The 18,869-nt window shown below is 63.7% G+C and carries 12 protein-coding genes and 1 riboswitch; of the genes, 3 read left to right on the top strand and 9 right to left on the bottom strand.

What is annotated here, in order from left to right; all coding sequences use genetic code 11:
- Window positions 1-3 precede the first annotated feature (3 nt).
- Both M5C01_RS21120 and M5C01_RS21115 read left to right on the top strand, forming a co-directional pair.
- Window positions 4-1,116 carry an efflux RND transporter periplasmic adaptor subunit gene (locus tag M5C01_RS21120; RefSeq protein ID WP_152740811.1) on the top strand — a complete coding sequence of 371 codons (1,113 nt, stop codon included), beginning with the start codon at window positions 4-6 and terminating at the stop codon, window positions 1,114-1,116.
- A complete protein-coding gene (locus tag M5C01_RS21115; RefSeq protein WP_152740812.1) occupies window positions 1,113-4,196 on the top strand; it encodes an efflux RND transporter permease subunit in 3,084 nt (1,027 codons plus the stop codon). Before M5C01_RS21120 ends, M5C01_RS21115 begins: the two co-directional genes overlap by 4 nt.
- A gap of 180 nt (window positions 4,197-4,376) precedes the next feature.
- Here M5C01_RS21115 and M5C01_RS21110 read toward each other — a convergent pair whose 3' ends face one another.
- The 8 genes from M5C01_RS21110 to M5C01_RS21075 form a co-directional block, all read right to left on the bottom strand.
- Window positions 4,377-4,868, bottom strand: coding sequence for a GNAT family N-acetyltransferase (locus M5C01_RS21110; RefSeq protein WP_152740813.1), 492 nt, complete (start codon window positions 4,866-4,868; stop codon window positions 4,377-4,379).
- Between the two features lie 177 nt (window positions 4,869-5,045).
- Entirely contained in the window at window positions 5,046-6,809 is a 1,764-nt protein-coding gene (gene atzF, locus M5C01_RS21105; RefSeq protein WP_152740814.1) for an allophanate hydrolase, read from the bottom strand.
- Window positions 6,806-10,405 (bottom strand): urea carboxylase, encoded by a 3,600-nt coding sequence (uca, locus tag M5C01_RS21100; protein ID WP_152740815.1) that lies wholly within the window; start codon window positions 10,403-10,405, stop codon window positions 6,806-6,808. Before uca ends, atzF begins: the two co-directional genes overlap by 4 nt.
- A gap of 183 nt (window positions 10,406-10,588) precedes the next feature.
- Window positions 10,589-11,215 carry an urea amidolyase associated protein UAAP2 gene (locus M5C01_RS21095; protein WP_103495612.1) on the bottom strand — a complete coding sequence of 209 codons (627 nt, stop codon included), beginning with the start codon at window positions 11,213-11,215 and terminating at the stop codon, window positions 10,589-10,591.
- 10 nt (window positions 11,216-11,225) lie between these two features.
- Window positions 11,226-11,939: an urea amidolyase associated protein UAAP1 gene (locus M5C01_RS21090; RefSeq protein WP_152740816.1), complete on the bottom strand. Its 714-nt coding sequence runs from the start codon at window positions 11,937-11,939 to the stop codon at window positions 11,226-11,228.
- Entirely contained in the window at window positions 11,936-12,730 is a 795-nt protein-coding gene (locus tag M5C01_RS21085) for an ABC transporter ATP-binding protein (RefSeq protein WP_152740817.1), read from the bottom strand. The genes M5C01_RS21090 and M5C01_RS21085 overlap by 4 nt, the downstream gene beginning before the upstream one ends.
- Entirely contained in the window at window positions 12,727-13,542 is an 816-nt protein-coding gene (locus M5C01_RS21080) for an ABC transporter permease (RefSeq protein WP_152740818.1), read from the bottom strand. The genes M5C01_RS21085 and M5C01_RS21080 overlap by 4 nt, the downstream gene beginning before the upstream one ends.
- Window positions 13,543-13,557: 15 nt before the next feature.
- On the bottom strand, window positions 13,558-14,625 hold the full coding sequence (locus M5C01_RS21075; protein ID WP_152740819.1) for a putative urea ABC transporter substrate-binding protein: 1,068 nt from the start codon (window positions 14,623-14,625) through the stop codon (window positions 13,558-13,560).
- Window positions 14,626-14,690: 65 nt separating this feature from the next.
- A riboswitch (guanidine-I (ykkC/yxkD leader) is annotated at window positions 14,691-14,793 on the bottom strand.
- Window positions 14,794-15,255: 462 nt separating this feature from the next.
- On the opposite strand from M5C01_RS21075, the gene M5C01_RS21070 reads away from it, so the two are divergent.
- Entirely contained in the window at window positions 15,256-17,880 is a 2,625-nt protein-coding gene (locus tag M5C01_RS21070) for an EAL domain-containing protein (protein WP_152740820.1), read from the top strand.
- Here M5C01_RS21070 and M5C01_RS32985 read toward each other — a convergent pair.
- Window positions 17,867-18,781 carry an AraC family transcriptional regulator gene (locus M5C01_RS32985; RefSeq protein WP_178129937.1) on the bottom strand — a complete coding sequence of 305 codons (915 nt, stop codon included), beginning with the start codon at window positions 18,779-18,781 and terminating at the stop codon, window positions 17,867-17,869. The two genes, M5C01_RS21070 and M5C01_RS32985, sit on opposite strands and share 14 nt — an antisense overlap.
- Window positions 18,782-18,869 lie beyond the last annotated feature (88 nt).

Raw genomic sequence — 18,869 nt, 5'->3', positions numbered from 1 at the left:
GTCTTGAATAACTCTATTACCGCCGTCGGTGCCATGGCCGTCGCCGCGTTACTCTGCGCCTGCAGTCCGGACCAACCGCCGGTACAGGTGCCGCGGCCCGTACGTACCGTCGAACTGCGCTATGACAACGCCCGCGAAGCCAACCGCTATGTCGGCACCGTGCAGTCGCGCCATGAAGTGGACCAGGCTTTCCGCGTGGACGGCAAGGTCGTCCAACGCAAGGTCGAGGTCGGCCAGTTCGTGCACGAGGGTGATGTGCTCGCCACGCTGGACGACAGCGACTACCGGCTGGCCGTGGAAGCGGCGCGGCAGTCGTGGGCCGCTGCGGTGGCACAGGCCCGTCAGGCCGACTCGGACCACCAGCGCCTGGGAGCGCTGAAGGCCGATGGCTCGGTCTGCGTGGCCGATGATGAGCGTGCGCGTACCAGCGCCGAGACCTCCCGGGCGAACGCCGAGGCCGAGGCCCGCAAGCTCGAACTGGCGCGCAACCGGCTCAATTACTCCGTGCTGCGGGCCTCGTGGAGCGGCGTGGTCACGGCCGTGCATTTCGAGGTCGGGCAGGTCGTGACGCCGGGGGCCGCGGTGATCTCGATCGCCGACCCTGGCTTGCCCGAAATCGTCGTCGATGTGCCGGAGGATCACCTGGCTGCCTTCAAGCAGTCGGGCTTCAAGGCCTCACTGGCCAGCGCTCCGGGCCAGACCTTCGCGGTGGCCTTGCGCGAACTGTCGCCGCAAGCCGCGCCGCAGACAAGGACCTATCGCGCGCGCATGAAGCTCCTGGACACGCAACCATTGCCCCTGGGGGCGACCGCCACCCTGGAGGTCGAACGCCAGATGACCGGGCGCCCGGTGGCGGCGGTGCCGGCCACCGCACTGACACAAAGCGGCGGGCAGCCGGCGCTGTGGGTGGTCACGCCGACGGGCAAGGACCCGGTCGGCAGCGTCGAGCTGGTACCTGTGGGGGTGTCGGGCTATCGAAATGACGAGGTGCTGGTCTCCGGCCCACCGGCCGGGGCGCTGATCGTGACCGCCGGTGTCCAGAAGATGGCGCCTGGCCTGAAAGTAGCGCTGCCAGGTGCGGTTTCCCCTGAAACGAAGGCAGTGGTGACGCGATGAGCCATTTCAACCTTACCGATTGGGCGCTGCGTCACCGTGCCATCGTCCTCTTCCTGATCCTCATTGTCGCGGTGGCCGGCCTGTTCAGTTTCACCCGGCTTGGCCAGCTCGAAGACCCGAACTTCTCGGTGCCGTCGATGACCGCCGGCGTCGCCTGGCCAGGCGCGACCGCCCAGCAGATACAGGATGAGGTCCTGAATCGCATGGAGAAGAAGTTCGAGCAGATCGACCACTTCGAAAAGGTGGTCACCTTTGCCCGGCAGGGTTACGGCGGCATGACGCTGACCGTGCGCGGGGGTACCTCGAAGGCCGACCAGCGCGAGGCCTGGTATCAGGCCCGCAAGAAACTCAATGACCTGCGCCTGGAGCTGCCCGACGGCGTGACCGGTCCGGTGGTCAACGACGAATATGGCGACGTGTATGGCCTGATGTACGCCGTCAAGGGCGACGGTATCGACCACGCCGACCTGTCGAATGCCGCCGAGGACATCAAGCGCAGTCTGCTGAAGGTGCCGATGGTCAAGAAGGTCGACCTGATCGGCGAGCAGGCCAAGCGTGTCTATGTGGAGTTCTCGCACGAACGCCTCGCTGCGCTGGGCATCACGCCGCTGATGATCGCCGAGAGCTTGCGCGCGCAAAATGCCTTGCAAGCGGCAGGGCAGGTTGACACGCAAGGGGACCGTGTCGTCGTGCGCGTGAGTGGCCAGTTTGCCAACGAAAATGACATTCGCAATGTGCCTGTCGCGGCCGGTGGCCGGATGATCAAGCTGGGCGACTTCACGACCATCAAGCGTGGTTATGAAGACCCACCGACCTACACCGTGCGTCACAACGGCCAGCCGGTGCTGATGCTCGGCATCTCGATGACCGAGGACGGTAATATCGTCGAGCTCGGCAAGGCGATGGAAGTCGCGGTCGCCCAGCTGCAGTCCGAGCTGCCCCATGGCGTGGAACTGGAGCGCGTGGCCGACCAGCCCACCACCGTGAAAGAGGCCGTCTGGGATTTCGCGCGCTCGCTTATCGAGGCGCTGGTCATCGTGATCATTGTCAGCTTTGTCAGCCTGGGCTGGCGTACCGGTCTTGTGGTGGCGGCCACGGTGCCGCTGGTACTGGGCGGTGTCGCGATGTTGATGCTGGCGATGGGCTGGAACCTGGAGCGTATCTCGCTCGGCTCGCTGATTATCGCCCTGGGCCTGTTGGTCGATGATGCGATCATCGCCATCGAGATGATGCTGGTGAAGATGGAGGCCGGTTGGGACCGTGTGAAGGCCGCCTCGTTCTCCTATCAGTCCACCGCCATGCCACGCCTGACCGGTGCGCTGATCACCGTTGCCGGGTTCATGCCGATCGGTCTTTCGAAATCGACCACGGGCGAGTATGCCGGTGGCATTTTCTGGATTGTCGGCGCGGCGGTGTTGTTTTCGTGGATCAGTTCGGGGATCTTCACGCCTTACCTGGCGGTCAAGATGCTGCCCAAGGATTTCGGCAAGCACCAGCATGCCGGCGATCCGTACGACACCCGGTTCTTCCGCAAGCTGCGCGGCATGATCGACTGGGCCATCCAGCGTCGCTGGGTGGTCATCGGCGTGACGCTGGGTGCTCTGCTGCTCGCCTTGGGCGGCTTGAAGCTGGTGCCGCAGCAGTTCTTCCCCAGCAGTTCGCGTCCCGAACTGGTCATCGACCTGCGCCTGAAAGAGGGGGCTTCTTTCGCGGCGACGGCCGAGCAGGTCAAGCAGATGGAAACCCTGCTCGGCAAGGACGAGGATGTCCGGTTCTATACCGCCTACACCGGTGCCGGGGCGCCGCGCTTCTATCTGGCGCTCAATCCGGAGTTGCCCAATCCGGGCTTTGCCCAGTTCGTCGTGATGACCCAGGACCTGAAGGCGCGGGAACGGGTTCGCAAGCGCTTGATGGCCTCGGCCGATCAACAGTTCCCGCAGGTCTGGGTCCGTGTCACGCGGCTGGAACTCGGGCCGCCGGTGGGCTTCCCGCTGCAGTTCCGCATTGTCGGGCCTGATACCCAGGTCGTGCGCAAGATTGCCCGTGAAGTGGAGCACGTCGTGACCTCGAATTCGAAGGTCCGTGACGTCCAGCTCGACTGGAACGACCCGGTGCGTTCGCTGAAGGTGCAGTTGGACCAGGACAAGGCCCGCGCGCTGGGACTCACGCCGGCTGACGTATCGCTGGCCACCCAGACCGTGATGAATGGCGCGACCCTGTCGCAGTTGCGCGAGCACGAGGACCTGATCGACATCGTCGCCCGCGCCGTGCCTGGAGAACGCCTGAGCCTCGACACGTTGAAGGACATCAACCTCTACACCCGCAAGGGCACCGTGGTGCCGTTGTCGGAAGTCGCGCAGGTGCGCTACGAACTTGAGGAACCGGTGCTGTGGCGGCGTAATCGTGACATGGCGATCACCGTGCGCGCCGATGTGAAGGATGGCGAGCAGGGCGTATCGGTGACGCAGGAGATCCAGCCGCTACTGAAGGATATTCAGGCCAGGCTGCCCTCGGGCTACCGCATTGATGTGGGCGGTGCGGTGGAGGAAAGCGACAAGGCCAACCAGGCACTGCTGGCGGTGGCGCCACTGATGCTGGTCACCATCCTGCTGTTGCTGATGCTTCAGTTGCAGGACTTCTCGCGCATGTTGATGGTGGTCTTGACCGCGCCACTGGGCCTGATCGGTGTAGTGCCGGCGTTGTTGCTGTTCAACGCGCCGCTGGGGTTCGTCGCGATCCTGGGCATCATCGCCCTCGGCGGCATGATCATGCGCAACTCGGTGATCCTCATTGATCAGGTGCGGATCGAGATCGAAGAAGGTCGCGACCCCTGGAATGCGGTACTGGACGCGGCCATCCACCGGACCCGTCCGGTGCTCCTGACGGCGCTGGCGACGGTGCTGGCGATGATTCCGCTGACGCGCAGCGTGTTCTGGGGGCCGATGGCAATTGCGATCATGGGAGGCCTTACCGTGGCGACGCTGCTGACCATCTTCTTCGTTCCGGCGCTGTATGCCGCCTGGTTCAAGGTTCGCCGCCACACGGCGCAAGCAACTGTCGTCAGTATTGGCAATTGCTGAGTCATTCGGCGGCGGGTCTCCTCTGACTCGCCGCCTTTTGCCGCCGCCGCCTGGTTTTTAACGCGGCCTGGTTGGTGTCGGCCGCCATGAGCGCTTGCCGCTGATTATTGACTTGCCGGAGTTGGGTGAACTGGCCTCGGGCGGTCGGGGAGGGCGACTTCAGGCCGTGGCGAGCAGGCGTTAGAGGTCCATGACCATCTCGTGCCAGGCCATGCCACCGTGGTCGGAAGGCGAGGGCTGCACGTAGCGATAGCCCATGCGCTGATACAGCGCCACGTGCTGCTCCTTGCACATCAGGTGGATGGTTTTCTTGTCCAGTGCCTTCATGCGCCGGACGAACTCGTCCATCATCCGTGTGGAGTGGCCTTTACCCTGCTGCGCGGGATCCAGCACCACGGACATGATCACGACGTTCGGCGCCTCGGCCGAATGCCCCACCAGTTCCTTGAAGGCTTCATCGGACATCACCACCTCGTGGGCGCAGCCACTGTTGATGAAACCGATGACCTCGCCGCCATCCTCCAGAATCAGAAAACCCTGCGGGTACTGGGCGATGCGCGTTGCAATCTTCTCCAGGGTCGCGGCTTCATCGCCTTCGTAGGCGCAGGACTCGATTTGATAGCAGCGCGCAGCGTCTGACGGCGCGGCATTGCGAAAGCTGAGGGTGGACATTGCGGTTCCTGGTCGTTGGGTGGGTCTTGAGGGAGACGGGAGGCGCTATGTTAGAGCAAGCAGGTGGCGGATGAGGAGGTACTCGGGTGCTTAATTCCACCGCGTTGACGTTCGCCGGGGTTGGGCGCCCCAGGATCAGTGTCGTCTGATGCCGGGGCGCTTGTTCAGGCGATGGACTCAGGACTGCGCGGACAACCAGGCGCGCCAGCCGCCCCAAGCGCTGATATCCGTGGCGCCCTCCAGGCCATAGGCGTCGCAAATGAACCCGGTCTCCCAACGACCATCGTCCAACTGCACCTTACCCAACCCCAGCGGGGCCGGGATCCCCGTCAGGAACGAGCCCAACTCGCTGCTGGGCAATTGCCAGACTTCCACGGCGATGGCCACGCCACCTTCAGCGACCCGGACCATCCCCGGACGCTTCAGCGGGCCGCCGGCCAGTGCGTACAGCCGGTAATCCGGTGAACTCCGGGTCGTTTCGAGCAGGCGCGCGCCGCGTTGCTTGAGTTGCCCGTTAAGCGCCAGGCCGTCAAGGTGCGCGCCACAGACCACCAGGCGGGCCTGATCATGGCGAGCCTCATGGGCAGGTTTTTTGCCGCCCTGATACGCATGGGCGAGGCTCAGCAGGTATTGATCGGTGAAGGCCCGACCCAACAAGGTCACCCCCCAGGGCAAGCCGTTGGCCATGAAGCCGCTCGGCACGGCCACGGCGGCATAGTCCAGCAGGTTCATGAAGTTGGTGTAGTAACCCAGCTCGGCGTTGCGCAGGACCGGCTCTTCGGCAAGCTCGGCCAAGGTCACCGGGCGACCGATGGTGGGCGTCAGGACACAATCCAGCCCGGCCATCAGGCGGTCGCACTGCGCCTTGAGTGCCTGCAGGCGATACTGCGCGCGGAAGGTTTGCACGCCGCTCACCTGGGGGGCTTTGGCCAGCACCGCATGGATCACGGGCAGTAGCGCATCTGGCTGAGCCTGCGCCAGCTCGCCGACGACGCTATAGCGCTCGGCCACCCATGGACCTTCATAGAGTAGCCGTGCGGCCTCAAGAAACGGCGACAGGTCGAGACTGACCGCTTCGCCGCCCAATGCCTGCAAGCGCTCGATCGCGGCGGCAAACAGCCCCGGTCCTTCAGTACAGCCGAAAAACTCCAGGTCCCGGGCCCGTGGCACGCCAAATCGAAACGGCCGCACGCTGCCGAACGCCGTGCCATCGTTCCAGGCGGGATTGGCGCGGCTGTATTCATCTTCAGGATCCTGCCGCGCGATCAGCGCCAACAAGCGGCTCGCCTCGGCGGCACTGGCGGTGAAGGTCGTCACACAGTCGAGGGCGCGACAGGCCGGCACCACCCCGGCCGTGGACAGCAGTCCCCTGGTCGCCTTGAGCCCCACCAGGTTGTTGAGCGCCGCCGGTACCCGGCCCGAGCCCGCGGTATCGGTGCCCAGGGCAAAGCTGGTCAAACCCAGTGCCACCGTCAAGGGCGAGCCCGCGCTGGAGCCCCCCGACGGGTATTCAGCGAGCACGCTGTTACGGCAGGGGCCATAGGGTGAGCGGGTGCCGTTGAGGCCGGTGGCAAACTGGTCGAGGTTGGTTTTACCCAGCGGCACCGCCCCCAGGTCGATCAACTGCTGGACGACGGTCGCCGAACGCTGCGGGGTATAGGCGAACGCCGGGCACGCCGCCGTGGTGGGGATACCCGCCAGATCGATGTTGTCCTTGATGGCAAAGGGCACGCCGTACAACGGCAGGCTTTCCATCGTGCTGGATTCAAGGGAGACCAGGTAAGGCTCCAGCTCCTGGGCACTGAGCAGATGGATGAACAGATTGAAATCGGGATTCAACGCCTCGGCCTGTTCACGTAGGGCGAGGATCAGGCGACGTGGCGAGCATTCGCCGCTGGCGTAGCGTGCCCGCAGCACGTCCAGTTGCAGATCGGTTTTCATGGCTTTTCTCCTGTAGGGGGGACGGGCTCAATCACGACCACCCGTTGCCCGGCGCGCACCGCCGAGCCGGGTTGCACGCGCACTTCTCGAACAATGCCGGCACAGGGCGCAAGCACCGGAATTTCCATCTTCATCGACTCCAGCACAACCAACGCCGCGCCTGCGGCGACCCGCTCGCCGATAGCGACCTGAACCTGCCAGAGGTTGCCCGCAATGGGGCTTTCCACGCTGGTTTGATGAGCCGGCAAGGGCGCCTCTTCGGGGGCCTCGACAAGCGCTTCGCTGCTTTCGAAGTGCGCTTGGCCGCTGTCGATCCAGCGCCGTCTTTCAGCGGAAAAAGCGCTCTGTTGCCGGTCTCGGAACGCTTGGATGCTGCTCGACTCACTGGCCAGGAAGTCCTGGTAGTCGGCCAGGCGCAATTGGCTGTGCTCGATGTTCAAGTCGAAGCGACCGAGGGGGAAATCGCGACGGATGTGCAGCAACTCCTGCGCGCTGACCGGGTAGAACCGAATCTGATCGAAGAAGCGCAACAGCCAGGGTTTGCCGGAGAAAGCCGCCACTTCGCGGTAACGGTTCCACATCTGCAGCGTACGCCCGACGAACTGGTAGCCGCCGGGGCCTTCCATGCCATAAACGCACAGGTAGGCCCCGCCGATACCCACCGAGTTCTCGGCGGTCCAGGTCCGCGCCGGGTTGTACTTGGTGGTCACCAGGCGATGCCGGGGATCCAGCGGCGTCGCTACCGGTGCCCCGAGGTAGACATCGCCCAGGCCCATGACCAGATAGCTGGCCTCGAACACCGTGCGCTGTACTTCATCCAGGTCGGGCAGGTCATTGATGCGGCGAATGAACTCCAGGTTACTGGGGCACCACGGCGCATCCTTGCGCACGGTGGTCATGTATTTTTCAATGGCCAGCTGGCAAGCCGGGTCATCCCACGACAGCGGTAAATGCACGATGCGAGAGGGGACCTGCAAATCGCGGGCAGCACAGACCGCGTCCCATTCGCCAGCCACGATCTCCAGCAAGTGGGCCAGGGGGAGTTGTTCGGGTTGGTAGTGGACCTGCAACGAGCGAATACCGGGCGTGAGGTCAATGACCCCCGGCAACGCCTTGGCTTCGAGCGCCTGCATCAAGGCGTGGCCCCGGAAGCGCAACACCAGGTCAAGCTCGGCGGCGCCGATCTCCAGCAGCAGGTGGGTATCACCGGCCAGGCGCGCCACCAGGCGGGTATCGTCCTGGCCCAGGTCCAGCACAATGGGTGATTGCAGCCCGATCACGGCGGTGTCCCTGGGGGGCTCGGCGGTCAGCGCCGCCGTGGCGAGTTGGCGTGCTTGGGCGAGGTCGGTCGGCACGAATCGGACCTTGTCCCCCGCCTTGAGCTGCCCCAATTGCCAGAGGTCGGCCTCGATGACGGTCACCGGGCATACGAAGCCACCCAGGCTGGGGCCGTCGGGGCCGAGAATCACCGGCATATCACCGGTGAAATCCACCGCGCCGATGGCATAGGGGTTGTCGTGGATATTGGACGGATGAAGCCCGGCCTCGCCACCGTCGGCTCGAACCCACTCGGGTTTCGGCCCTATCAGGCGCACACCGGTACGGCTGGAGTTGAAATGCACTTCCCAGTCGGTGTTCAGGAAAGTGTGGATGTAGTCTTCGGTAAAGTATTCCGGTGCGCCATGGGGGCCATAGATCACGCGGATGGAGCGCAGCGCCGCCAGCGGCTCCTGCCCGGCAAGCACCGCGCCGGCCGTTGCGTCGGTCAGCGGGGCCAGGTGCAGCACATCGCCGGCGCGCAGCGCCCGTCCACCATGGCCACCGAACTGGCCGAGGGTGAAGGTGCTTTTGCTGCCCAGGTAATCCGGCACCTGCACGCCACCGCGCAGGCATAGATAACTGCGTGCGCCGGCTTCGGTGATGCTGCCCAGGCTCAATACCGAACCTGCCTTGACCCGCAGCGCGGTATTGATTGCCACTGCTGCGCCATCGAGCGATACCGGCAACACCGCGCCGGTTACCGCCAGCACGGCGTCAGTATTGAAGCGCAGGCTCGGCCCGCTCATGGTGATCTCCAGACCGGCGCAACCCTCGGGGTTGCCCAGCAGCAGGTTACCCAGGCGCAGCGAGCGGCTGTCCATGGGCCCCGAAGGCGGAACGCCCACGGCCCAATAGCCCTGGCGCCCGGGATAATCCTGCACGCTGGTCTGGGTGCCGCCACTGAGTACTTCGAAGGTGTGGGCGTGATAGACCAGCGCTTCCAGGCAACGGGTCCAGGGCTGGCCGCTGGCGAACGGCACATCGAGCAGGATCTGGCGAAGGTAGTCGCGGTTGGTCTCGACGCCGTAAAGCTGGCTTTCGCCCAGCGCCCGGTGCAGGTGCAGGCGCGCCTGCTCGCGGTCCTCGGCCCAGGTGATGACTTTGGCGATCATCGGGTCGAAGTAGGGCGCGATCTCACAACCGGCCTCGACCCAGGTATCGATACGCAATGCCTGGCCATCGGCCGGTGGGAATTTCACCGCCGTCAGCAGGCCCGGGCTTGGCTGGAAGTCCTTGCCCGGATCTTCGGCATACAGACGGGCTTGCACCGCGTGGCCGCGAGGTTGCAGGCGGGCGCCCAATTCGCCGAGGGGCGGCAAGTCTCCCGCGGCCAGCTGCACCATCCAGCGCACGAGGTCGACGCCCCAGACCTGTTCGGTCACCCCGTGCTCGACCTGCAGGCGGGTGTTCACCTCCAGGAAGTAAAAGCGTTGATCGTCGCTGTCGAAGACAAACTCGACGGTGCCGGCGCTGCGGTAGTTGACCGCCTTGGCCAATTGCACGGCGGCGTTGCAAAGGGCTTCGGCCATGCCGTCGGGCAGGTTCGGTGCGGGGGTTTCTTCAAGGACCTTCTGGTTGCGTCGCTGCACCGAGCAATCGCGTACGCCCAGGGCCAATACCTCGCCGGCACCGTCACCGAATACCTGGACCTCCAGGTGGCGGGCGCGCTGGATGTATTTCTCGATAAACACCCCGGCGTTGCTGAAGTTGTTCTGGCCCAGGCGCTTGACGGTCTCAAAGGCTTCCTGCAGCTCCTTGGCGTCGCGGCACACGCGCATGCCGATGCCACCTCCGCCGGCGGTACTCTTGAGCATGATCGGGTAGCCCACCTGCGTCGCGGCCCGCAGGGCGTCGTCGAGGCCGTCGAGCAGGTCGCTGCCTTCCAGCAACGGTACGCCCTGCTGGCGGGCGAGGGCGCGGGCGGTGTGCTTGAGGCCGAACAGCCGCAGTTGTTCTGGCGTCGGGCCGACGAAGGCGATCCCGGCGGCTTCGCAGGCCTCGGCAAAGGCGGCGTTTTCGGAAAGAAAGCCATAACCGGGATGAATGGCCTGGGCGCCGCTGGCCTTGGCCGCGGCCAGGATCTTGTCCACCACCAGGTAGGTGTCGGCCGCGGCCCCTTCACCGAGGCTCAGGGCCTGGTCGGCTTCAAGGATGTGGCGGCTGGTGATATCCGCTTCGGAATACACCGCCACGCCCTTGACGTCGAGTTCGCGCAAGGTGCGCAGGAGACGGCAGGCGATGGCACCGCGGTTGGCAATCAACAGTGTGTCAAACATGACGGATTCCCTGGAGGCGGCGCTGGTCCGCCTCGGCTGGGGTGCGGGTCGTCCCACAGTTTTTCGAAAGGGTCTCGGGGTCGTCCCCAGACAGCGATCAAGGCCGCTTGCGAGGCAGCGTCTGGCCCGAGCGACTCTGGCAAATCGTGAACAGCCATAGCCGCAGGGGCTTGAGCCAGGGTTTCAGTCCCATATCAGCAGCTCCGCGGGGGTGGGGTTATAGCCATTGCACGGGTTGTTCAGTTGCGGGCAGTTGGAAATCAACACGATCACGTCCATCTCGGCCCGCAACTGCACGTACTTTCCGGGGGCGGAGATGCCGTCCTCGAAGGTCAGGGCGCCTTCGGGCGTTACAGGCACGTTCATGAAGAAGTTGATGTTCGGGCTGATATCCCGTTTGCCCAGCCGACCATCGTGGGTGCAGGCACGCAGGTAGTTGTCGCGGCAGCTGTGCATGTGGCGTTTGTCCAGGGCATAACGCACGGTGTTGCTTTCCTGGGCGCAGGCACCGCCGAGGGTGTCGTGGCGACCGCAGTTGTCTTCGACGATGGTCAGCAAGGGGCGGCCAAGATTGGAGTAGAGCACGCTGCCGGTGCTCAGGTAGACGTTGTTCTGGCGCCGCAGGGTGCGTTGGACGTCGTAACGTTCGCGCGGGTTGGCCGCGCTGTAGAACAGCGTGTCAACAGCCTGGTTGCCTTCGAGGTCGAGGATGCGCAGGGTCTGGCCGGCCTTCACTTCGGTGAGCCAGGGCTCACCCGCCGGGACGGTGGCCCGGTAGACGGCTGATTCGGGATGCAGGTGGGTGGTCATGGGGTCGTCCTCAAGCGAACAGGCGGTCGGTGTTGATGAAGCCGCGCAGGTTTTCGGGGCGCGAAGTCCGGCAGAGTTCGGCGACGCTGGCGTCGGCGCTCATAAAGGTCAGTTGCACCGGTTTGGGTGCGTATTCAGGGGCGGGGTCCATGGGGTGTTGCAGCGCGGTGATGATGAACAGGGTGTCCATCGGCGCGTAGAGCTCAATGCAGTCGCCCGCTTTGGAATGCGCTTCGACAAAGTGCAAGGCACCGTGAGCGTCGACGTCGACGCGACTGAACAGATTGAGGGTCATGGACAGGTCGCAGAGCCCCAGTCCCCACTTGCCCATCTCCACCAGCAGGTTGTCTGCGCCGTTGCGGTAGAACCCGTTGCGCAGCTCCTGATAGCGGCCGCGGCCGTACTTCTGTTCGACTTCGTCGGCGCAGAGCACACCGCCGAGGCTGTCGCTCCAACCGCAGGTGTCACGGGTGATGGCCGCCAGCACCCGGCCCATGTCCGAGTACAGGCAATGGCCGGCTGTCAGCTTGGCGGTGTGTTGGCACTTGAGACTGTCAGGCAGGTTCAAACGCTCGGTTTTCTCATGCGCGTTGAACAGCATCAGGCTGACGTTGGCGCCGCCTTGAAGGTCGGTCAGGCGCAGTAGCTGCCCGCGCTTGAGCACGAAGGAAAGGTGGCCGCCGCCGGGCAGGCGTTCGTCGGCAAAAACAGCAGTGTCATTCATGGGGTCAGTCCCAGGATCGGTTGAAGAGCGCTCGCCAGCGAGGTCGCGAGGGCCGCCTGGGCCTCGCTGCGCTTGCTGTTGAGCGGCAGGTCGTAAGTAATGCGGGCCCCATAGGCATAGGGCGCATGGGGATCGACGCGCACCTTGTCGAAAACCATCAGTCGGGTGCCCAGGCTGAAGCCTTCGCTGAGGTCGTGGGTGACCATGAATACGGTCAGCCGGGTTTCGCGCCACAGGTCCAGCAACAGGGCGTGCATGTCCTTGCGGATACCGGGGTCGAGGGCGCCGAAGGGTTCGTCAAGCAGCAGCACCCGTGGCTTCATGATCAAGGCCTGGGCGATGGCCAGGCGTTGCTGCATGCCGCCCGAGAGCTGCGCCGGGTATTTGTCCAGGGCATGACCGAGACCGACCTTGTGCAGCAGCGCCGCCGCCTGTTCGCGGGCGGCGCGTTTGCGTTGGCCGAACAGCCGGCCCAGCAGCGGCGCCCGGGGCAGTTCCAGGCCCAGGGCGACGTTGTCCAGCGCGCTCAAGTGGGGGAACACCGAATAGCGCTGGAACACCACGCCACGGCTCGGGTCCGGCTCCGCGGCCAACGGTTGGCCGTCGAGCAGGATTTCGCCACGGCTCGCTCTTTCCTGGCCCAGCAACAGCCGCAGGAAGGTTGATTTTCCGCAGCCGGACGTGCCGACCAGGGTGCAGAACTCGCCTTCGGCGATGCTCAGGTTCAGGCCCTCCAGCACCACATGGTCGCCATACTGCTGCCACACATTGTTGACTTGGATAAAGCTCATGAGCGGGCTCCTTCGTACCAGGGAAAGGCACGCCGGGTGAGCTGCTTCAAGCCCCAGTCCATCAGCCAGGCCAGCAGGGTGATCCACACCACATAGGGCAAAATAACGTCCATGGCCAGGTAGCGGCGCACCAGGAAGATCCGATAGCCCAGGCCATCTTCGGAAGCGATGGCCTCGGCCGCGATCAGGAACAACCACGCTGATCCCAGCACCAGCCGCAGGGAAATCAGCAGCCGTGGCAGCAGTTGCGGCAGGACCACGCGCAGGATCAGGGTCCAGGTCGAGGCTCCCAGGGTCTGGGCCTTGATCAGCAACTCGACGGGGATTTCCCGGGCCCGTTGTTCCAGGTCGCGGGCCAGTATCGGCGTGATGCCGATGACGATCAGCATCACCTTGGACAGTTCACCCAGGCCGAAGACGATAAACAGGATCGGCAGGATCGCCAGCGGCGGCACCATGGACAGCACCACCAGCAACGGCGACAGCGGCGCGCCGAACAGCGGCAGCGTGCCCGCGGCGATGCCCAGGCACAGGCCCGCCACGGCGCTGACGCCCAGGCCGATGGCCAGGCGTCGCAGGCTGGACGCGGTGTCCTGCCAGAGCACATAACCACCGCTGCGCTTGTCCTCGCTGAAGGCCATGCGTTTCACCGCATCGGTCATCTGCACGGCGCTGGGCAGCAGCTTGTCGTTGGGGTTGTCTGCCAACCGCTGCGCGGAGCCCAAAAAATAGGCACACAACAACAGGGCGAAGGGCAGGATCACCAGCAACAAGCGTGTGGGCCGATCAGGGTGACGATTGATCAGGTGCATGGACGTGTCCTCTGCTTACAGCTTGCCGTCGACCGCCATCTGCACGTAGCCGGGGTCAAAGCGCAGCTTGAGATTGCCCTTGTCGCCGCGAGTGACCTCATGGGCGAAGCGCATGCCGACCGCGCTGCTGTCCTTGGCCGCCTGGCCAAGCAGGCCGTGCTCAAAGGAGAAGCCAGAGACCTTGTCCATGGTTTTCGGCAGTTCGGGGCTGTTGACGAAGTCCAGCATCTGCTGCGGTGTATGGAACAGCTGGGTCGTCGCCAATTGCGCCTTGAAACCGGCCAGGTCGGTGCCGGAGGCCTTGGCCATATGTTCCAGGGCCGCTTCGCCGGCGGCGGATTGGCTGCCCATCAAGGCCACGACTTCGAACCAGGCGCCGGTCAGGGCTTTACCCAGCGCGGGGTTGTCTTTGAGCGTCTGGGTATTGACCACCATCATGTCGATGATCTCGCCAGGGATCTTGCTGGAGTCGAACACCTCGGTGACCCCCGGCTTGGCCTTGATGTCGGCGAGCATGGGATTCCAGGTCGTGACGGCCTGGACGGCGTCGGTGTTGAAGGCGGCGGAAATATCCGCGTCGGACGTGTTGACGACTTTCAGGTCCTTTTCCTGCAGATCGACGCTGTCCAGTGCGCGCGCCAGCAGGTAATGGGAGACCGAAAGTTCGACCAGGTTGACGTTCATGCCCTTGAGGTCGGCGACGGTCTTGCCGCTGCCCTTGATGACGATGCCGTCGTTGCCGTTGGAGAAGTCGCTGACCAGCAGCGCGGTGCTGTCCACGCCACCGGCGGCGGGGATGGTCAGGGCGTCCATGTTGGTCATGGTGCAGCCATCGAACTGGCCGGCGGTGTACTGGTTGATCGACTCCACGTAATCGTTGAGCTGGGTGACCTTGATGTGGATGCCGTATTTTTTGCCCCACTTGTCGACGATGCCTTGGGCTTGCGCATACTCCCAAGGCATCCAACCCGCATAGATCGTCCAGCAGACGTTGAAATCAGTCTTGGCCGCGGCGTTGGAGGGCAGGCTGACCAGCAGGGCAATACCGGCGGCGAGGAGGGCGGATAGAAGGGGTTTTCGCATGGTAAGACTCCAGTTGAGGATGGGCGGACAGGGAGCAGCGCGACACCTGTATGAATAGGTGGTCTGTCTCCCGGGCTTTTATCCCGCCGTGTAACCTCAACTGGAGGTCGTTGGCTCTCGGACCAGTCACTCGCTTTTCAGCAAGCCGGAACCCTAGCCAACTATTTGCAAATTGTGGTGCGTCTAGCTCGCGCTACTCCTGCACGCCCTGTTCCTTGCGAGAGGCGTGCCAGATCATGGTCTTTTCTCCAACGCCAGGCTCAAGGGGGGAAAGCGGCGAGATACAGCGGATTTTCCGGGGCTGAGTTCGGTTGCTTTGCACCGCCCATCCTTGAGAGATGCTCCGGGTTGGGGCGGCTTGCACTCGATTGGGGCGATCCGGCGAGGCCGGAATATACGACGTTGTTTAAAAAACTCGGGTGTTTTACAGCGGAAATACACGAAACCGTTAAACTGACACCCCAGGAACGGATTATATCCGTCCAGCTTGTTTTCATCGCAGTGCCTGACACGAGGTGCTTTGGGTGAGAGAGTCGTACACTCGGTTGTAAAGACAGCGTCGCGCTTCCGGTGCCTTACGTGCTCCCAAGGGCGTAGGGCGGTGATTACAGGTATACAGTGGTAAGAGAAATGGACTCTAGCGTCGGGTTGATCAGTGGCGAAGAAGCGGAGCCCTTTTTCGTGCAGACACTGGAGCAGGCAATTGATGCCGTGGTGGTCATTGATGATCACAACTGCGTGGTGTTCTTCAATGGGGCGGCCGAGCAGCTCTGGGGGTGTCCGCGCAGCGAAGTACTGGGCCAAAACGTCAATACTTTGGTGCCTCAGGCTGTCTATGCCCAGCATGACGGTTTTATCAGCGCCAACCGCGAGACCGGGGTCAACAAGATAGTCGGCAGCAGCCGGGATCTGCGTATTGTGCGCAAGGATGGCGAAGAGCGCTGGGGCTCGTTGTCCATCTCGAAAATCACCTTGCAGGGCCGCATTCTCTACGCCGCCTTTCTCAAGGACATCACCCAGGCGCGCTTGAAGGACATCGAGCACCGCTTGCTCTCGATATCCGTCAATGCCACCCGTTCGGCCACCTGTATCGCCGATGCGAATGGAGACCTCATTTATGTCAATGACGGGTTCGTTCGCTTGTTGGGCTATTCCCGTGAAGAGGTGATCGGTCAGTCACTGCTGATATTCTTTACCCCGGGTACCCAAGCCAAGGCGAATGCACAGCAGGTGCTGGAAAAACTCCTCGGCGGTCAATCCAATGAAACCAGCGCGCTGATCGGCAAGCACAATGGCCAACGGTTGTGGCTGCATGTTTCCTCGACGCCGGTGTTCGATGCCCGGGGCAAGGTCGAAAACATCGTGATCGTGTTGACCGACATTACCCGGACAAAGCTGCATGAGGTGTTGCAGGACAAGATCATCGGCGCGCTGTTGAAAGAGGCGTCGCTGGAGAGCGTGCTGACCCTGCTGTGCGAGGAGATTGAACACATTGCCCCCGAGGTCGCTGTTTCGATCCTCAGTGTGGACAAGAACGGAATCCTCCACCCCTTGGCCAGCCCGGGCTTGCCGCCGGATTACTCCAGGGCGATCGAGGGCCTGTCAGCCGGTCCGGCCAGTGGCTCCTGTGGCACGGCGGCCTACCGGGGCGAGCCGGTTCTGGTGACGGACATTCACCACGACCCGCTCTGGGCCGACTACAGGGCCCTGGCTCAACAGTTGGCTTTCCAGGCGTGCTGGTCGGTTCCGATCCGCAACGCCGCGGGACGGGTCGCGGCGACCTTTGCGCTCTACTTCCGGGAGTCCCGCGGACCGGATCCTCTTCATACCCATCTGGTAACGGCAGGTATCCACCTGTGCCTGCTGGCCCTGGAGCGGGAAGAGGCCCGGCAGTCCATTCTGCGATTGGCCTTTTATGATGCCCTGACCGGCTTGCCCAATCGCAATTTCCTCCTGGCCCAGGCCGAGCGGACCCTGCTTGAAGCGGCTGAAGAGCAGACCGAACTGGCGGTATTGTTTGTCGACCTGGACCGTTTCAAGCAGATCAACGATGCCCTGGGGCACGCCTCGGGGGACGAGCTGCTGCAAGTCATGGCGCAACGGCTGCGCAGTGTGCTGCGGGAGTCGGACATTGTCGGGCGTTTGTCCGGGGACGAGTTCGTGCTGGTGCTGCCACGGATGGGCGCCACCCAGGTCACATTCTTTCTTGAGCGGCTGCTGCTGACCCTCAGCGTCCCGGCCACCGTTGCCGGGACTTGCGTGGTGTTGTCGGCCAGTATCGGCATCAGCCTGTTCCCCAGGGACGGGCAGGATATGGAAAGCCTGCTGCATTGCGCCGATATCGCCATGTACCAGGCCAAGCGCGTCGAACGCGGCAGCTTCAGCTTTTTTCTCGAGGAGATGAACAAGACCGCCCAGGAGCGCTTGATGCTGGAGACGGACTTGCGCAGGGCCCTGGCCGGCGATGAGCTGTATCTGGCTTATCAGCCGCAGGTGGATCTGCGCAGCGGACGTCTGGTGGGGGCCGAAGCGCTGGCGCGTTGGGTGCATCCGACGCTGGGCCCTATCGGCCCCGACCGGTTCATTCCTCTGGCCGAGGAGTGCGGGCTGATCAATGCGCTGAGTCAATGGGTGCTGGAGCAAGCGTGCGAGCAATTGGCGCAGTGGCGTCGGCAAGGGTTGGGGATCCCTTCCTTGTCGATCAACCTGTCGCCGATCAACTTCCACAATCGCAATCTGGCCGAGTTGATCGACCGGCAATTGCAATATTGCGACTTGCAGCCGAGCGACCTGTGTGTGGAGTTGACCGAGGGCGTCTTGCTCTCCAATAGCGCAGGCACCGAGCAAACCCTCCGCGATTTGCACGCCTTGGGCGTGCGCCTGGCCATCGATGACTTTGGCACCGGCTACTCCAGCCTGGGGTATTTGCGGCGCCTGCCGATCAGCGAGTTGAAACTGGACAAGAGTTTCGTCGACGACCTGGAGCGCGATGCTTCCTGCCGCGCCCTGAGTGAGTCTGTCATTGGTATCGGCAAGGGGCTTGGCTTGCACGTGGTGGCTGAAGGCATTGAACAGATCGCCCAGCGCGATATCCTCGTGGCGCAGGGCTATGAGGTAGGGCAAGGCTATTTGTTCTCGGTCCCGCTGCCGAGTGAGGCGTTTGCACAATGGGTCATGGCGCGTGACACCGAGCGCTGCGTGGACGAAGGCAGCATGGTGATGACCGCGATCACGGACAACCTCAGCCGGCCATAAGTGGATCCGCCTCGTTCTGCGCATAACGCGTGGGCGGCAGCCCGACATGGCGGGTAAAGGCGACGCTGAACGCGCTCGCCGAGCTATAGCCCACGCGTTGTGCAATCTCCGCCAGGCCAGCTTCCTTGCGGCGTAGCAGATTCTTGGCCAGGGCCATGCGCCAAGTCAGCAGATAGGCCATCGGCGCTGTCCCCAATGCGCGGTTGAAGCGCTCGAAGAAGGCCGAGCGGGAGAGGGCGGCCTCTTTCGCCAACTGCGCAATCGTCCAGGCTTGGGTCGGGCTTTCGTGCATTCGTCTGATCGCCACGGCGAGGCGTTCGTCGGCAAGCCCGTGTAAGAGGCCGGGTGAGGTGGTGGGCCCCGCCGTGGAGCGGAGGGCCTCGATCAGCAGCACCTCCAGCAGGCGCTCCAGGATCACTTCCCGCGCCGGCCGCCGCTCGCGGGACTCTTCGCTCACCAGTTGAACCAGGGTGGTGAGTCTTTTTTCGCCGCGAACATGGATCAACCGCGGGAGCAGCGACACCAGCAAAGCCGCGTCCGGCGAGCCGAAGACGCAGTGGCCCACCAGCACCAGCACTTCGTGCGGCCCGTCTTGCACACCCAAGCGGAACCCGCCCTGGAGCTGTGCGACGGGCGCTGTCTGAACGTCTTCGGGCGGCGGCTCAAGACTCGACATCGCAAACCCCGGCGAGGAAGGAATCAGGACAAAGTCGCCGGCCTGGAGCTCGATCGGCTCGCGTCCTTCAACCGCGAGGCGGCACGCCCCTTCGAGGATCACACAGTAGAACGGCTGCCCGGCTTCCGATCGGCGGACACGCCAATGACCCGCGCCGCTGACGAGCTTCGAGAACGGCGCGCACGGCTGGAGCAGGCTGACGACTTCCGATAACGGATCAATCACGGCAGGACTCCTGCGAATGAGATATGGACTTTGGAGTGTAGCAAGTCCGGATACGCGGCCGTATCGTTTCCGTACCGTCTATCACCTG

The sequence above is a fragment of the Pseudomonas sp. MWU12-2319 genome (assembly GCF_023242525.1).
In the GTDB taxonomy this organism is placed as follows: domain Bacteria; phylum Pseudomonadota; class Gammaproteobacteria; order Pseudomonadales; family Pseudomonadaceae; genus Aquipseudomonas; species Aquipseudomonas gingeri_D.
This window is presented reverse-complemented; position numbering and strand designations above follow the sequence as displayed.

What these genes read in the sequence shown, in the direction of transcription:
- M5C01_RS21115 (WP_152740812.1), top strand. Translation starts at nt 1,113, where the DNA reads ATGAGCCATTTCAACCTTACCGATTGGGCGCTGCGTCACCGTGCCATC.
- M5C01_RS21110 (WP_152740813.1), bottom strand. Translation starts at nt 4,868, where the DNA reads ATGTCCACCCTCAGCTTTCGCAATGCCGCGCCGTCAGACGCTGCGCGC.
- atzF (WP_152740814.1), bottom strand. Translation starts at nt 6,809, where the DNA reads ATGAAAACCGATCTGCAACTGGACGTGCTGCGGGCACGCTACGCCAGC.
- uca (WP_152740815.1), bottom strand. Translation starts at nt 10,405, where the DNA reads ATGTTTGACACACTGTTGATTGCCAACCGCGGTGCCATCGCCTGCCGT.
- M5C01_RS21095 (WP_103495612.1), bottom strand. Translation starts at nt 11,215, where the DNA reads ATGACCACCCACCTGCATCCCGAATCAGCCGTCTACCGGGCCACCGTC.
- M5C01_RS21090 (WP_152740816.1), bottom strand. Translation starts at nt 11,939, where the DNA reads ATGAATGACACTGCTGTTTTTGCCGACGAACGCCTGCCCGGCGGCGGC.
- M5C01_RS21085 (WP_152740817.1), bottom strand. Translation starts at nt 12,730, where the DNA reads ATGAGCTTTATCCAAGTCAACAATGTGTGGCAGCAGTATGGCGACCAT.
- M5C01_RS21080 (WP_152740818.1), bottom strand. Translation starts at nt 13,542, where the DNA reads ATGCACCTGATCAATCGTCACCCTGATCGGCCCACACGCTTGTTGCTG.
- M5C01_RS21075 (WP_152740819.1), bottom strand. Translation starts at nt 14,625, where the DNA reads ATGCGAAAACCCCTTCTATCCGCCCTCCTCGCCGCCGGTATTGCCCTG.
- M5C01_RS21070 (WP_152740820.1), top strand. Translation starts at nt 15,256, where the DNA reads ATGGACTCTAGCGTCGGGTTGATCAGTGGCGAAGAAGCGGAGCCCTTT.